The sequence below is a fragment of the Telluria sp. RB2R28 genome (assembly GCF_059685835.1).
Genome location: NZ_JCASIK010000001.1, coordinates 628,606 through 643,260, shown reverse-complemented (window position 1 = coordinate 643,260; position 14,655 = coordinate 628,606). Strand labels below are relative to the sequence as shown.

Sequence of the window (14,655 nt, the reverse complement as noted above, 5' to 3'; positions counted from 1 at the left end):
CGTCGTCTGAAGAAAGGCCCGGGCTCATGACCACGATCACCTGGCGCTACCGTGGCGGCGTCACCGCCCGCGCGGTGGCCGCGATCGGCGGCGGCTATGTGCTCGCAGCGCTTGCCGGCGCACTGATCGCGCTGGCGCTGCCGCTGCCACGCGCCGATGCCGTCACCATCGCCACGCTGCTGGCGTTCGTCATCTATCCCTGCGTGATCCTGTGGGTCTTTGCCACGCGCAGCGCACTGCGCGCCTGCGTTGGCGTGGCCGGGACGTGTGCGGTGCTGGGCGCGATCTTGTGGCTGGTCGGGGGAACGGCATGAAGGACGGCTTGCGGCAATCGATGGCGTGGGTGCATACGTGGGCTGGCCTGCTCGTGTGCTGGCTGCTGCTGCTGGTGTTCATGGGCGGCACGGCGGCGTATTACCGGCACGAGATCACGTTCTGGATGAAGCCCGAGCTGCACGCGGCAGCCGCTGCGCCGGCCACGCTCTCCCCGGCGCAGTCGGCGCAACTGGCCGTGCGCACGTTGCAGGAACGCGCGCCCAAGGCGACGCGCTGGACGATCGACCTGCCCGACGAGCGCAATCCGCTGATCCAGGCCGCTTGGCAGAATCCGCCGAAAAAAGACATGACGCGCGCAGAGCGCCGCAATGCGCTGCGCGACCAGAATGTCACGCTGGACCCGTCGACGGGCCTGGCGACCGCCAAACCGCGCGACACCCGTGGCGGCGAATTCCTGTACCGCCTGCACTTCGACCTGCACTACATGCCGGCCATCTGGGGCCGTTGGATCGTTGGCATTGGCGCGATGTTCATGCTGGTGGCGATCATCAGCGGCGTGATCACGCACAAGCGCATCTTCAAGGACTTCTTCACGTTTCGGCCGAAAAAAGGCCAGCGCTCGTGGCTGGATGCGCACAATGCGACTGCCGTGCTGGCACTGCCGTTTCATTTGATGATCACCTACACGGGCATCGTGACGCTGATGTTCATCTACATGCCCGCGCCCACCAAGGCGCTGTACGGCGACGAGCAGAACACGATGTTCAGCGACGTGTTCGGCAACTTTGAGCGCGGCAAGCCGGCGGACATCGCCGCGCCGCTGGCCGATATCGCGCCAATGCTGCAACAGGCCGAACGGGCGTGGGGCGTGACGCCATCGCGCGTAGCAATCAGCCATCCGAACGATGCGGCGGCGCGCGTGGAATTGTATCGGCCGTCGGGCCAGCAGTTGTCGAACCTCGAGCCGGCAATGACCTTCGATGGCGTCAGCGGCGCCCTGGTGTCGCAGACGCCGCCAATGAGCACGACGCTGTCCACCCGCGCCGCCATCTACGGCATGCACCTGGCGCACTTTGCCGATCCGCTGCTGCGCGCACTGTTCTTCGTGTGCGGCTTGGCCGGCAGCGCGATGGTCGCCACCGGCGCGCTGCTGTGGGGCGTGCGGGAACGCCAGTCGTACGCCAGGATCGTGGCCAACGGCGGGCGCGTCGGCTTCGGCGTGCGCCTGGTCGACGCACTGAACATCGGCGCCATTGCCGGCTTGCCGATCGCATTTGCCGCCTTCTTCTGGGCCAATCGCCTGCTGCCGGTGGACATGGCCCAGCGCGCCAGTGCCGAAGGCAACTGGTTCTTCATCGCCTGGGGCGCCGCGGCCCTCCTCGCGCAGATCAGGCCGACACGCGCGATGTGGCGTTTCCAGCTAACGGTGGGTGCGGTGCTGCTGGCCGGGATCCCGGTGCTAAATATCTTCACGACCAATTCACACCTGGGCGTGTCGCTGCTGGGCGGGCCGGGCCTGCGACCGGTGGCGGCGTTCGACATCGTCGTCCTGATACTGGGCGCGTTGCTGGGCTGGGCCGCCTGGTGGCTGGGGCACAAGGCAAAACAGAAAGCAGCGAAAAAGCAGACGGCGGCTGACGCCGGATCGACCTCGACCATGGAGCCCGTATGAGCATGCTATTTCTCAGCAGTGTTTCACTCGCATTCAGCGCATTCGCCGCCAAAGGCATCGTGATGGACCGCCACTACGCCGACCTGCACGGCCGCGGCAAGGCGCCGGCGCCAGCCCTGAGGATGCGCATGCGCGCATTGGCATGGCTGGGCCTGGCACTCTCCTTCGCCGCCTGCATCGCCGCCCGCGGCTGGCACGTCGGCCCGGTGCTGTGGTGCGGCGTCCTGTCGGTCGCCGCCTGGACAGTCGCCGCCATGCTGCAATACGCCCCCCGCAAAGTCGCCCAAGGCGCCTGGGTCGGCATCCCGGCAGCCGCCCTGACCACCGCCCTCCTCCTCCTGCACTAACCCTTAATAACAATTAGGGTCAGAGTCGAATTGTTGGGTAATTTCCCACTCGCACCACGACGTTTTTCCGACCCTCAATTTCCTCACTCCAGCTTGCCCAAAAGACAATTAGGGTCAGAGTCGAATTGTTTGACAACTTTCGAAGTTGCTCATTAATTCGACTCTGACCCTCATGGTTTAGACGTCAAATCGCCGAAAAAAGTCGCTCGATCTATTGAACGGCACCTTTATTTGCTTGTGCCCATCGTTACAGTCGAAATCAATTGTTCTTCTCGTCCAGGCGCCTGAAAAACAATCAGGGTCAGAGTCGAATTATTGAGCAATTTCCCAGAATTGCCATTAATTCGACTCCGACCCTGATTGTCTCAAACAAACGTTTCCGTGCAATTCGTGATCAACCGGAAGATCTCCCCGGCATGTCACAAAGTTGTCAAACAATTCGACTCTGACCCCAATTGGAAGGCAATTGCTTCTGGGGTCGGAGGGTTACGCTGGGAGCGAGGTGTTGGGGAGCGTAGCGGCGAAGGTGCTGCCTTTGCCGGGTTGTGACGTGATCGTCAGCTTGCCGCCGTGGCGCAGCAGCACGTGCTTGACGATGGCCAGGCCGAGGCCCGTGCCCTGCGTTTCGCGCGAGCGGCTCTTGTCCACACGGTAGAAGCGCTCGGTCAGGCGCGGAATGTGTTCCGGGTCGATGCCGATGCCGCAGTCGGTCACGGCGAACGCCAGCGCATCCGGGCCGCGTGACCATGCCAGGCGGATCGTGCCGCCGTTGGGCGAGTAGCGCACCGCGTTCGATGCCAGGTTGGCGAAGGCGCTGCGCAGTTCTTCCATGCTGCCCATGACGTCCGGGCCGTCCACGGCCACCTCGATCGTGTGCCGGCCGCCCGACAGCGCGCGCGCTTCGGCGGCGATGGATTCGACCAGAATCTTGATATCCACCCGCTCGCGCTTGAGCGGGAATTCGTCCGACTCCAGCCGCGACAGCGTCAGCATGTCCTGGATCAGCCGCTGCATGCGCTGCGCCTGCTCCGTCATCAAGGTCAGGTGCGCCGTGCGCGTGGTCACGTCCAGGCCCGGGTCGGCCATCGCGATTTCCAAGAAGCCCACGATCACCGTCAGCGGCGTGCGCAGTTCGTGCGACGCGTTGGCGATGAAGTCACGCCGCATCGCTTCGATCCGCTCGGTGTCGGTCGCGTCGTGCGTGACCAGGATCTGGCGCCGGTTCTCGAACGGGATGATGCGGCATTCGATCTTGCGGCCCCGGAACGCCAGCGTCAGCGGCTGCTCGTAGCGGCCCAGGATGATGTAGTCGATGAAGTCCGGATGGCGCACCAGATTGGTCACGCGCAGGCCCTTGTCGCGCTCCATCGTCAGGCCCAGATGGCGCTCGAGCGCCGGGTTGCACCATTCCAAAAACAGCACGTCGTCCATGATCGCGACGCCTTCCGGCAGCAGGTGCATCGCCTGGCGGAAGCGGGCCAGCCACTCGGTCAGCTCGGCCTGGTGCTTCTTGTCGTCGCGCCGCAGGTGGTACAGGCGCGCGAACGCTTCGGTCCAGGCGCCCCAGCCGTCAGGCAGGCGCGTCTCTTGCGGATGCTCGAGCCATTCGCCCAGCTTCTGCAGATACGAGAGCTGGACAATGATGGCCGTGACGGTGGCGGCCAGCGCCAGCGACAGCCCGGCCACCAGCCCCAGCCACCACCAGACGAGGCCCGCAAAGGCAAACAACAGCCCCAGGCGCAACAGCGCCGGGACCCAGAACAGCAACTTGGGATTCATCGCGTCCTTCGACACAGACTATTTTTCGGACAGCATGTAGCCGACGCTGCGCACCGTGCGGATCAGGCCATCGGCCGATTTCAGCGCCTTGCGCAGCCGCAGCACATGCACGTCGACCGTGCGCTCTTCGATCACCGCATGGTCGCCCCACACCTTGTCGAGCAACTGGGCGCGCGAAAACACGCGCTCGCGGTGCGCCAGCAGGTACTTGAGCAGCTTGTATTCGGCGTTGCCGATGTCGATCTGCTGGTTCTCGACCGTCACGGTGCAGCTGTTCGGATCGAGCGTCACGCTGCCGGCGCGCAGCGGCGCTTCGGCCAGGTGCGGGCTCTTGCGGCGCAGCAGCGCGCGCGAACGGGCCAGCAGCTCGCGCGGCGAGAACGGCTTGGTGATGTAGTCGTCGGCGCCGCTGTTCAGCCCCGCCAGCTTGTCTTCTTCCATGCTCTTGGCGGTCAGCATGATCACCGGCAGCTCCTGGAAGTCGCGGTCGGCGCGCAGGCGCGACAGCAAGCGCAAGCCGCTCTGGTCGGGCAGCATCCAGTCCAGCAGCAGCAGGTCGGGCTTGCCCCGGCTGATGCTGTCCCAGGCGCCGGCCGCCGTATCGGCCGTGCGGATTTCCCAGCCCGCTTCGCGCAGCGAATAGGTCACCAGTTCGACGATCGCCGGCTCGTCCTCGACCACGAGGACGGAGGTGGTGTCGGCCATGCTCACAGTACCGGCGGCTCGCCGAGCGTCGGCTTGCTGTGGCGGATGTCGCGGCCCTCGACCACGTAGATCACGTATTCGGCGATGTTCTTGGCATGGTCGCCGATGCGCTCGATGGCCTTGGCCACCCACAACGTGTCGAGCGCCGACGAAATCGTGCGCGGGTCTTCCATCATGAACGTGACCATCGTGCGCAAAATCACGCGGAATTCGTGGTCGACCACTTCGTCGCCCGCGATGATCTGCAAGGCCTGCTTGCCGTCCAGGCGCGCGAACGCGTCGAGCGAATCGTGCAGCAGTTCGGACGTCGCCTTGGCGATCGTGCGGATCATGTCGAAATGGGCAAAGCCCGTCGCGCCCCGCTCGTGCAGGCTTTTCGCCGTGCGCGCAACCTTGGTCGCTTCGTCGCCGATGCGCTCGAGGTCGGTGATCACCTTGATGGTGGCCATCACGGTGCGCAGGTCGTTCGCGGTCGGCTGGCGTTTCACGATCAGGTGGCTGCAGGCGTCGTCCAGCGCGACTTCAAGCTGGTTGACGGCCTGGTCTTCGGCCATCACGCGCTCGGCGCGCGCGATGTCGCCGATGCGGAAGCATTCCAGCGCCTCTTCGAACTGGGTTTCCACCATGCCGCCCATCAGCAAGACCTGGGAACGGATCCCTTCGAGTTCCTGGTCGTACTGCTTGGATGAATGCTCGCCTGTCATACAAACTCTCCGTCAATATTCTTGTGAAGCCGGACCAAGTGGGCCGGCCGATAAAGTCTCAGCCTGTTCAATCAACCGAAACGGCCGGTAATATAGTCCTGCGTTTCCTTGCGCGCCGGCTTCATGAAGATCTGGTCGGTCTCGCCGAATTCGACCAACTCGCCCAGGTACATATAGGCGGTGTAGTCGGAGCAGCGCGCGGCCTGCTGCATATTGTGGGTCACGATGGTGATCGTGTAATCCTGCTTGAGTTCGCTGATCAGCTCTTCGATCTTGGCGGTCGAGATCGGGTCCAGCGCCGAGGTCGGCTCATCGAGCAGCAGCACGTCGGGCTTGACTGCCACACCGCGCGCGATGCACAGGCGCTGCTGCTGGCCGCCTGACAGCGACAGGCCGCTCTTGGACAGCTTGTCCTTGGCTTCTTCCCACAGCGCCGCCTTTTTCAGGGCCCACTCGACGCGCTCGTCCATCTCGCCTTTCGACAGGTTCTCGTACAGGCGCACGCCGAACGCGATGTTGTCGTAGATCGACATCGGGAACGGGGTCGGCTTCTGGAACACCATGCCGACCTTGGCGCGCAGCATGTTCACGTCGACGCCTGCGTCGAGGATATTGCCGCCGCGGTACATGATCTTGCCTTCGGCGCGCTGGCCCGGGTACAGGTCGTACATCCGGTTGAGGGTGCGCAGCAGCGTCGACTTGCCGCAGCCCGACGGGCCGATGAAGGCCGTGACCTGCTTGGCGTGGATGTCGAGGCTGACATTCTTCAGACTCTGCGTTTTACCGTAAAAGAAGTTCAGGCCTTCGATTTCGATCGTCTTGGCTTTGGCCGCAGCCGGGGTCGGAGTCGTATTGAGCATGGCTTGGTTCATCACTTTATCGTTTATCAGAGTGAATTAATTCGGGGTTTTTTGGCTGAACAGCGTACGCGACAGGATGTTCAGCAACAACACGGTCGTGGTCACCAGCAATGCACCGGCCCAGGCCAGCGAGCGCCAGTCGTCATACGGGCTCATGGCGTAGGTGTAGATCACCACCGGCAGGTTCGCCAGCGGCGCATTCATGTCGTGGCTGTAGAACTGGTTGTTCAGCGCAGTGAACAGCAGCGGCGCGGTTTCACCCGTAACGCGAGCCACGGCCAGCAGCACGCCGGTAACGACGCCGGCCTTCACGGCGCGCAGGCGCACGGTCAGGGCCACTTTCCAGTGCGGCGCGCCCAGCGCATACGCCGCTTCGAGCAGGCTGGGCGGTACGAGGCGCAGCATGTTGTCGGTAGTGCGCACGACGACCGGGATGGCGATCAGCGACAGCGCGATCGTGCCGGCGTAGCCCGAGAAGTGCTGAACCTTGGCAACGTAGATCGCGTACACGAACAGGCCGATCACGATCGACGGAGCCGACAGCATGATGTCGGTCACGAAGCGCGTGACTTGCGCGAACTTGTTGTTCTCGCCGTACTCGGCCAGATAGATACCGGCCAGGATGCCAACCGGCGTGCTGATCAGCGTCGACAGGCCAACCATCATCACGCTGCCCAGAATGGCATTGCGCAAGCCGCCACCGGGCGTGCCCGGGGCCGGCGTGTCAGCGGTAAACAGCGTGGCCGACAGGCCGCCCAGGCCGTTGTACAGCAGCGTGAACAGAATCCAGGCCAGGAAGGCCAGACCGATGCCCATCGCGCACACCGACAGCGTGATGCCGATGCGGTGCGCCAGCAGGCGACGGCGATACACCGGGTTCTTGGTAGCAGTGTTCATCTTATTTCGTACCTTCGTTACGGGACATACCAAGCAGCATGATCTTGGCCGCCGACAGCACGATGAACGTGATGCCAAACAGGATCAGTGCCAGCGCAAACAGCGACGACGAGTGCAGCGTGCTGGCTGCTTCGGCAAATTCGTTGGCGAGCGTCGACGAAATCGAATTACCGGGCGAGAACAGCGACGCCGACAGCGAGTGCGCGTTACCAATCACGAAGGTCACGGCCATCGTCTCACCCAGCGCGCGGCCCAGGCCCAGCATGACGCCGCCCACCACACCGTTGCGGGTGTATGGCAGCACGACCTTGCGCACTACTTCCCAGCGCGTGCAACCGAGGCCGTATGCCGATTCCTTCAGCACGGTCGGCACGATTTCGAACACGTCGCGCATCACCGACGCGATGAACGGGATGATCATGATCGCCAGGATCAGGCCGGCGGTCATGATGCCGATACCCATCGTCGGGCCCTGGAAGATGACGCCGATGACCGGCAACTGGCCGATGGTTTCCTTCAGCAACGGCTGCACGTGGTCGGCGAACATCGGCGCGAACACGAACAGACCCCACATACCGTAGATGATCGACGGCACGCCGGCGAGCAGCTCGACGGCAGTGCCCAGCGGGCGGCGCAGCCAGGCCGGGCAGATCTCGGTCAGGAACAGTGCGATACCGAAGCTGATCGGGAAGGCAACGGCCAGCGCGATGATCGAGGTGGCCAGCGTGCCCCAGATGGCGATCATGGCGCCGAACTCGTCGTTCACCGGATCCCATTCGACGCGGGTGATGAAGCCCGGGCCAAACTGCGAGAACGCCGGCGCGGCGCCGATGGCCAGCGAGATGATGATCCCGATCAGCACCGCCAGGACCGTGGCAGCAAACAGCAGCGTGATTTTGTGGAAGAAGAAGTCCTGGATGCGCTGGTTGCGCATTGTCGTGCGCAAGGCGGCGTAACGACGGGCGTCTTCGGCTGCAGCCTGTTCAGGCAGGTCCTGCACGGACAAGGATGGGTGGGCGCTCATATGTGTGGAAGACTCGCTATAAGACTCGTAATCAATATCGTTTTGTCAATATCGCTGGCATGCAGAAGGACCGGTCGAGCCGGTCCTTCGATGGTGAAAAAGTATGGATTACCAGAGCGCCTTGCCGGTGGTGTCTTTCAGATTGGTGCGCCAGGCGTCCTGCACGAGCTTGATGACAGGCGCAGGCATTGGCACGTAATCGAGTTCGGCGGCCGAGGCAGCGCCATTCTTGTACGACCAGTCGAAGAACTTCAGCACTTCCTTGCCCTTGGCCGCGTCCTGCGCTTTGTGCACGAGGATGTACGACGCGCCCGTGACTGGCCAGCTGTCCTTGCCTGGCTGGTCGGTCAGGATGACCGCGAAGCCCGGGGTGCCCGACCAGTTGGCGCCAGCGGCGGCGGCCTTGAAGGCGTCGTCGCTTGGCTGCAGGAACACGCCATCCTTGTTCTGGAGCTGGGTGTGCGACATCTTGTTCTTCTTGGCGTAGGCCCACTCGACGTAGCCGATGCCGCCCTTGATGCGCTGCACGTTGGCGGCCACGCCTTCGTTGCCCTTGCCGCCCACGCCCACTGCCCACTTGACGGTGGTGCCGGCGCCGACTTTCGTCTTCCATTCCGGGCTCGACTTCGACAGGAAGTCGGTCCACAGGAACGAGGTACCCGAGCTGTCGGCGCGGCGCACGACGGTGATGTCGGCGTCCGGCAGTTTGACGCCCAGGTTCAGCGCGGCGATCTGCGGCGCGTTCCACTTGACGATCTTGCCCATGTAGATGTCGGCGATGACGGCGCCGCTCAGTTTCATCTGGCCCGGGGCGATGCCTGCCAGGTTCACGATCGGCACGACGCCGCCCATCACGGCCGGGAACTGGAACAGGCCGGCGGCGTTGAGTTCAGCCGCTGCCAGCGGCATGTCGGACGCGCCGAAGTCGACGGTCTTGGCCTTGATCTGCTTGATGCCGGCGCCGGAACCGACCGACTGGTAATTCAGGCCGTTGCCCGATGCTGCCTTGTACAGCTCGGCCCATTTGGCATAAATAGGGTAAGGGAACGTCGCGCCTGCGCCGGTGATGTTGGCGGCCTGGGCGGTTGCGGTGAATGCCGAAGCGGCAACAGCGATCGAAACGAAGAGATGCTTCATGCGCATATCTGATCCTCTGAAAATAGAACGACGGGACGATCCCGCTGACGATGAAGCGCAGTCTAGCGGGCGAATATGACAAGTTCATGACATATTCTGAAATGTGACACGAACATGACACCGCCGCAAGCATGGCATTGCCGGTGGGGACGCGGCGCGCGGCTGGGCGGTCACCGATATTTTTCGACCGTCGCGCGCCTTGTAAATACCGTGCCAGCTGCTAACCTGAAGTGTCGTTGTCACATGGAGGGGATGCTTAACGGCGTTGATGATTGTATGCTGGACATGATGGTCATGGGGATCCTGGGCGGGCTGGCGGCGCTGGTCGCGTTCGAGATCTACCAGGAAGTACGTGGCAGTGCCAGGCAACTCGAAGACCGCTATCACGAATAGCGACAAACCCGCTCAGCGGGTCAGACAGCAAGCGGCGAGGCCTCAGGGCGCTCGCCGCTTGTCGCATGGCACATCGAGATCAGCGCAGGAAGCGCGCCAGCGCCGTCACCGCTGCCAGGTCGAGGCTCTGGAACTTGAACCCCACTTTGTACTCACCGCTGCTGAAGATGCAGTGCAGCGCTTTGGCATGGGTGTCGATCGTCGTGAAGCGGCCGTCGATCATCAGGTCGAAACGCAGCTGGCCGGCGAGCCCGACCGGCACCGGGTCGGGGATGTTGACACTGATGCCGTTGGTGCTGACATCGACGCTCTTGCCGGTGAACGGCGCCCGGCCGTCGATGGCCAGCAAGACTTTGGTACGCAATACTTTGCGCGGGGACTGCCTCTGCTCTTGTAACACGTGTTTCCCATGATGCCTGATAAGAGACACTATTATAGGAACATCCACGGGTTCCGGCACGGCATTGTTGAGCCGCTCCGATTGGCCACGTGGCTAGTCGAGTTCGCGCAGTTTGTTGAATGCTTCTTCGATGCGTTCGACGGCGATGATCGTCATGCCCTCGATTTTCTGCTTCGGCGCATTCGCCTTCGGAATCACGGCAATCGAAAAGCCCAGCTTGGCCGCTTCGCGCAGGCGTTCCTGGCCACGCGGCGCCGGCCGGATTTCACCGGCCAGACCCACTTCGCCAAACACGACGAGCCCGCGTGGCAACGGTTTACTACGCATCGATGAATTGATCGCCAGCAGCACGGCCAGGTCGGCCGCCGGTTCGGTGATCTTCACGCCGCCGACTGCATTGATGAACACGTCCTGGTCGAATGCGGCAATGCCGGCGTGACGGTGCAGCACCGCCAGCAGCATCGCCAGCCGGTTCTGCTCAAGGCCGACGGACAGGCGGCGTGCATTGGGCAGATGGCTCGTGTCGACCAGCGCCTGGATCTCGACCAGCAGCGGGCGCGTGCCCTCCTGCGTGACCATGACGCAGGAGCCCGGCACCGGCGTGTCATGCTGCGACAGGAACAGCGCGGACGGATTCGACACACCTTTCAGACCCTTCTCGGTCATCGCGAACACGCCCAGCTCGTTGACGGCGCCGAAGCGGTTCTTGATCGCCCGCACCAGGCGGAAGCTCGACTGCGTATCGCCCTCGAAATACAGCACCGTGTCGACGATGTGTTCGAGCACGCGCGGGCCGGCCAGCGCGCCCTCTTTCGTCACGTGGCCGACCAGGATGATGGTCACGCCGGTCTGCTTGGCCACGCGCGTCAGTTGCGCCGCGCATTCGCGCACCTGGGCCACCGAGCCGGGGGCTGACGTGAGCGCGTCCGAATACACGGTCTGGATCGAGTCGATCACCGCCACTTCGGGCTTCAGGTCGGCGATCGTGCCGAGAATTTTCTCGAGCTGGATTTCGGCCTGCAATTTGAGGTCTTGCGCGTCGACCGCGAGCCGGCGCGCACGCAGCGCGATCTGGGCGCCGGATTCTTCGCCGCTGACATACAGCGTGGAGCGCGTTTTCGACAGGCTGGCCAACGCCTGCAGCAGCAGCGTCGACTTGCCGATGCCCGGGTCGCCGCCAATCAGCACGACGCCGCCGGCCACCAGGCCGCCACCCAGCACGCGGTCGAATTCCTCGATACCGGTGCCAAAGCGCGGGACGTCGATCGCCTCGATATCGGCCAGCGACAGCACCGGCGCGGTCTGCGCCAGCGCGCGGTGTGGGGTTTGCGACATGCGGTTCACGCCGGGCGCCTCGACGACGGTTTCGACCATCGTGTTCCAGGCCTTGCAGTCGGCGCACTGCCCCATCCAGCGGGTGGCGATCGCGCCGCATTCGGAGCAGGTGTAATTGGTTTTTGCTTTTGCCATGTTCTCTATCGGTTATCCATCAGTGCCCAGGCGGCCTTCGGCGATGCGCACGCGCGGCGCGACAGCGCACATCAATTCGTAGCCGATCGTGCCGGCGGCCTGCGCCACGTCATCGATCGGCAGGCCGTCGCCCCACAGCGTGACCTTGCTGCCGATGCGCGCATTGGGCACCGGCGAGAGGTCGACCGTCATCATGTCCATCGAGACGCGGCCGATCAGCCCTGTGCGCACGCCATCGACGATCACCGGCGTGCCGTGGGGCGCGCTGCGCGGGTAGCCGTCTGCGTAGCCACAGGCGACGACGCCGATCGTCATCGGGCCGTCGGCCACGAAACGGCTGCCATAGCCGACCGTGTCGCCACGCTCGATGTGCTGGATGCCGATGATTTCCGAGCGCAGCGTCATCGTCGGGCGCAGGCCGAAATCGCCCGCGCTGCGCCCGCCCGGCGTGCCGCCGTACAGCATGATGCCGGGGCGGACCCAGTCGTTGGACAGGTGTTCTGCCAGCTCAGCCTGATGCAGCACGCCGCCCGAATTGGACAGGCTGCGCTCGCCGGGCAGGTCGCCGGCGCCGATCTGGAAGCGGCGCACCTGCTCGGCGATGGTCAAGAGCGGATGTTCCAGTTCGTCGGCGTTGGCGAAGTGCGTCATGTGCGTGATGTTGCGCACGTCGGGGATTGCGCGCAGCCGCTTGTAGGCGGCCGCGTACTCGTCGGGGCGCAGGCCCAGGCGGTTCATCCCCGTGTTCATTTTCAGGTAGACGTCGATCGGGCGGTAGAGCTGGGTGTATTCGAGCAGCTTGATCTGCTCGACCGAGTGCACGGCCGTGACGATATTGTGTTCGGCCAGCAGGGGCACGTCGGCCGCTTCGAAGAATCCCTCTAATAAGAGGATTGGCTTGATCCAGCCAAGTTCGCGCAGGCGAATGGCGTTTTCGAGCTCGATCAGTGCCAGGCCATCGGCCGTGGCGAAGCCGTGCATCGCGCGTTCCAGGCCGTGGCCGTAGGCATCGGCTTTGACGACCGCCCAGATCTTCGCCATAGGCGCGCAGGTGCGGGCCTGCGACAGATTGTGATGCATCGAGTCCGGGTGAATAGTGGCAAAGAGTGGGCGCGGCATGGTCGGCGATCGGGATGAAACCGGTACGAAAAGTGGGAGTGGCTATTCTACCGGAGCAGGCCACGGGGCGTTGCCGGTGCAGTCACGGGGCATCGTATTGGCTTCGCCACGCCAGCCATTCATGGTATAAAGCAACCCGGACCGAACTTTAGAATTTTAGAATGAACCGTGGTTTTTATACCATCATGGCGGCGCAGTTCTTCTCGTCGCTGGCAGATAACGCGCTCCTGTTTGTCGCGATCAGCCTGCTCGTCGCAATGGACGCCCCGGCATCGCTCACTCCGCTGCTGAAGCTGTCGTTCGTCCTGTTCTATGTGTTGCTGGCCGCCTTCGTCGGCGCCTTCGCCGACGCGCTCAACAAGGGCCGCGTGATGTTCATCGCGAACATCATCAAGGTGTTCGGCTGCGCGCTGATGTTCTTCACTGTCCACCCATTGATTTCGTACGCCGTTGTCGGCTTCGGCGCGGCCGTGTATTCGCCCGCCAAGTACGGCATCCTGACCGAGTTGCTGCCACCGGAAAAACTGGTGCCGGCCAATGGCTGGATCGAAGGCTTGACGGTGATGTCGATCATCCTCGGCACGGTGCTGGGCGGCACGCTGGTCAGCCCGCGCGGCTCGGGCTTTTTGCTCTCGTTCGACCTGCTGCCGCGCCTGGGCATCGACACACCGGCCGAGGCCGCAATGGCCGTTGTCGTCGCAATCTATATCCTGGCCGCCATCTTCAACCTGCGCATCCCCGACACCGGCGCGCGCTACGAGCACCAGGAACGCAATCCGATCAAGCTCATCACCGACTTCGCCAATTGCTCGGCCACGCTGTGGCGTGACAAGCTGGGCCAGATCTCACTGGCGGTGACGACCTTGTTCTGGGGCGCTGGCGCGACGCTGCAATTCATCGTGCTCAAGTGGGCTGAAGCATCGCTCGGGCTGCCGCTGGACCAGGCAACGAACCTGATCGGCGTGGTCGCGATCGGCGTCGCGCTGGGCGCCGCGATGGCCGCCCGCATGATCCCGCTGCGCAAGTCGCTCACCGTGATCCCGATGGGCATCATCATGGGCCTGGTGGTGACGAGCATGGTATTCGTAAAATCGGTCACGCTGGCCTACCCGCTGCTGGCCTTCATCGGCTTCCTGTCGGGCTTCTTCGTGGTCCCGATGAACGCCCTGCTGCAGCACCGCGGCCACGTCCTGATGAGCGCCGGCCACTCGATCGCCGTACAGAACTTCAACGAAAACCTGTCGATCCTGACGATGCTCGCCGCCTACGCAGTGATGATCACGCTGAACCTCGACCTGAACATCATCATCGTCATCTTCGGCCTGTCCGTCGCCGGCATCATGCTGCTGATCCAACGCCGCCACCTGATGAACCAGCGCGAACACGACTCCCTCGGCCTGATCGGCGAAGGCAAACACTAAAACTAGGGTCAGTGTCGAATTGTTTGACAACGTTTCGCCTGACCCCTTTCCGTATAGCTTGCCCTGCTCGGCATATGCAGCAGGCAATAGCTCAGAGCAGCCACTATGTCCCCAGCTTTCTCGCTTTCGTGAGAAATTGCTCAATAATTCGACTCTGACCCTAATTGTCTGGCAGGCCTGAACTTGCCGGGCAATACGCCTTTGTCAGCGCTTTCCGAACCGGTTCAGTCATCGGCTGAATTTGATGCCGGCAGTCAAACTAAACGAATCCAGCAAGCAAAAAAATAATTAGGGTCAGAGTCGAATTGTTTGACAACTTTGGGGAATTACCCATTAAATCTACTCTGACCCTACTTTATTTAGCGGGCTCATCGTCAGGGCTCAAGGCAGGGTCGGGGGCTATTTATTGGGCAATTCGGGAAATTGCTCAATAAATCGACTCTGACCCTCA

At 63.1% G+C, this 14,655-nt stretch carries 14 protein-coding genes; 4 read left to right on the top strand and 10 right to left on the bottom strand.

The features are described 5' to 3' along the window. Nucleotides 1-26 precede the first annotated feature (26 nt). The 3 genes from AC56LV_RS02880 to AC56LV_RS02870 are packed head-to-tail and all read left to right on the top strand — an operon-like array spanning nucleotide 27 to nucleotide 2,295. Nucleotides 27-314, top strand: a complete 288-nt coding sequence (locus tag AC56LV_RS02880) for a DUF3649 domain-containing protein (RefSeq protein ID WP_499555886.1) — start codon at nucleotides 27-29, stop codon at nucleotides 312-314. Then, a complete protein-coding gene (locus AC56LV_RS02875) occupies nucleotides 311-1,948 on the top strand; it encodes a PepSY-associated TM helix domain-containing protein (protein ID WP_499555884.1) in 1,638 nt (545 codons plus the stop codon). Before AC56LV_RS02880 ends, AC56LV_RS02875 begins: the two co-directional genes overlap by 4 nt. Further along, entirely contained in the window at nucleotides 1,945-2,295 is a 351-nt protein-coding gene (locus AC56LV_RS02870) for a DUF3325 domain-containing protein (protein WP_499555882.1), read from the top strand. Before AC56LV_RS02875 ends, AC56LV_RS02870 begins: the two co-directional genes overlap by 4 nt. Nucleotides 2,296-2,781: 486 nt before the next feature. Here AC56LV_RS02870 and phoR read toward each other — a convergent pair whose 3' ends face one another. The 10 genes from phoR to alr all read right to left on the bottom strand — a co-directional run bounded on the left by phoR (nucleotide 2,782) and on the right by alr (nucleotide 12,783). Further along, nucleotides 2,782-4,074: a phosphate regulon sensor histidine kinase PhoR gene (gene phoR, locus AC56LV_RS02865; RefSeq protein WP_499555880.1), complete on the bottom strand. Its 1,293-nt coding sequence runs from the start codon at nucleotides 4,072-4,074 to the stop codon at nucleotides 2,782-2,784. Between the two features lie 18 nt (nucleotides 4,075-4,092). Then, on the bottom strand, nucleotides 4,093-4,779 hold the full coding sequence (locus tag AC56LV_RS02860) for a response regulator (RefSeq protein WP_183551095.1): 687 nt from the start codon (nucleotides 4,777-4,779) through the stop codon (nucleotides 4,093-4,095). Nucleotides 4,780-4,781: 2 nt separating this feature from the next. Next, nucleotides 4,782-5,483: a phosphate signaling complex protein PhoU gene (phoU, locus tag AC56LV_RS02855; protein WP_183551093.1), complete on the bottom strand. Its 702-nt coding sequence runs from the start codon at nucleotides 5,481-5,483 to the stop codon at nucleotides 4,782-4,784. Between the two features lie 71 nt (nucleotides 5,484-5,554). Further along, nucleotides 5,555-6,343, bottom strand: coding sequence for a phosphate ABC transporter ATP-binding protein PstB (pstB, locus tag AC56LV_RS02850; protein ID WP_258837575.1), 789 nt, complete (start codon nucleotides 6,341-6,343; stop codon nucleotides 5,555-5,557). 36 nt (nucleotides 6,344-6,379) lie between these two features. Then, nucleotides 6,380-7,240, bottom strand: coding sequence for a phosphate ABC transporter permease PstA (gene pstA, locus AC56LV_RS02845; RefSeq protein WP_183551089.1), 861 nt, complete (start codon nucleotides 7,238-7,240; stop codon nucleotides 6,380-6,382). A 1-nt stretch (nucleotide 7,241) separates the two neighbouring features. Continuing rightward, nucleotides 7,242-8,264 carry a phosphate ABC transporter permease subunit PstC gene (gene pstC, locus AC56LV_RS02840; protein WP_258837573.1) on the bottom strand — a complete coding sequence of 341 codons (1,023 nt, stop codon included), beginning with the start codon at nucleotides 8,262-8,264 and terminating at the stop codon, nucleotides 7,242-7,244. A 108-nt stretch (nucleotides 8,265-8,372) separates the two neighbouring features. Further along, nucleotides 8,373-9,407: a phosphate ABC transporter substrate-binding protein PstS gene (gene pstS / locus AC56LV_RS02835; protein ID WP_499555878.1), complete on the bottom strand. Its 1,035-nt coding sequence runs from the start codon at nucleotides 9,405-9,407 to the stop codon at nucleotides 8,373-8,375. Nucleotides 9,408-9,873: 466 nt separating this feature from the next. Beyond that, a complete protein-coding gene (locus AC56LV_RS02830; protein ID WP_499555876.1) occupies nucleotides 9,874-10,194 on the bottom strand; it encodes a PilZ domain-containing protein in 321 nt (106 codons plus the stop codon). A gap of 93 nt (nucleotides 10,195-10,287) precedes the next feature. Beyond that, entirely contained in the window at nucleotides 10,288-11,664 is a 1,377-nt protein-coding gene (gene radA, locus AC56LV_RS02825; protein WP_183551078.1) for a DNA repair protein RadA, read from the bottom strand. Between the two features lie 12 nt (nucleotides 11,665-11,676). Then, entirely contained in the window at nucleotides 11,677-12,783 is a 1,107-nt protein-coding gene (alr, locus tag AC56LV_RS02820) for an alanine racemase (RefSeq protein WP_499555874.1), read from the bottom strand. A gap of 161 nt (nucleotides 12,784-12,944) precedes the next feature. On the opposite strand from alr, the gene lplT reads away from it, so the two are divergent. Next, nucleotides 12,945-14,204 (top strand): lysophospholipid transporter LplT, encoded by a 1,260-nt coding sequence (lplT, locus tag AC56LV_RS02815; RefSeq protein ID WP_499501777.1) that lies wholly within the window; start codon nucleotides 12,945-12,947, stop codon nucleotides 14,202-14,204. The last annotated feature ends 451 nt before the right edge of the window (nucleotides 14,205-14,655 follow it).

What these genes read in the sequence shown, in the direction of transcription:
- AC56LV_RS02870 (WP_499555882.1), top strand. Translation starts at nt 1,945, where the DNA reads ATGAGCATGCTATTTCTCAGCAGTGTTTCACTCGCATTCAGCGCATTC.
- alr (WP_499555874.1), bottom strand. Translation starts at nt 12,783, where the DNA reads ATGCCGCGCCCACTCTTTGCCACTATTCACCCGGACTCGATGCATCAC.
- phoU (WP_183551093.1), bottom strand. Translation starts at nt 5,483, where the DNA reads ATGACAGGCGAGCATTCATCCAAGCAGTACGACCAGGAACTCGAAGGG.
- pstB (WP_258837575.1), bottom strand. Translation starts at nt 6,343, where the DNA reads ATGCTCAATACGACTCCGACCCCGGCTGCGGCCAAAGCCAAGACGATC.
- pstA (WP_183551089.1), bottom strand. Translation starts at nt 7,240, where the DNA reads ATGAACACTGCTACCAAGAACCCGGTGTATCGCCGTCGCCTGCTGGCG.
- AC56LV_RS02880 (WP_499555886.1), top strand. Translation starts at nt 27, where the DNA reads ATGACCACGATCACCTGGCGCTACCGTGGCGGCGTCACCGCCCGCGCG.
- lplT (WP_499501777.1), top strand. Translation starts at nt 12,945, where the DNA reads ATGAACCGTGGTTTTTATACCATCATGGCGGCGCAGTTCTTCTCGTCG.
- radA (WP_183551078.1), bottom strand. Translation starts at nt 11,664, where the DNA reads ATGGCAAAAGCAAAAACCAATTACACCTGCTCCGAATGCGGCGCGATC.
- phoR (WP_499555880.1), bottom strand. Translation starts at nt 4,074, where the DNA reads ATGAATCCCAAGTTGCTGTTCTGGGTCCCGGCGCTGTTGCGCCTGGGG.
- AC56LV_RS02860 (WP_183551095.1), bottom strand. Translation starts at nt 4,779, where the DNA reads ATGGCCGACACCACCTCCGTCCTCGTGGTCGAGGACGAGCCGGCGATC.
- pstC (WP_258837573.1), bottom strand. Translation starts at nt 8,264, where the DNA reads ATGAGCGCCCACCCATCCTTGTCCGTGCAGGACCTGCCTGAACAGGCT.
- pstS (WP_499555878.1), bottom strand. Translation starts at nt 9,407, where the DNA reads ATGCGCATGAAGCATCTCTTCGTTTCGATCGCTGTTGCCGCTTCGGCA.
- AC56LV_RS02875 (WP_499555884.1), top strand. Translation starts at nt 311, where the DNA reads ATGAAGGACGGCTTGCGGCAATCGATGGCGTGGGTGCATACGTGGGCT.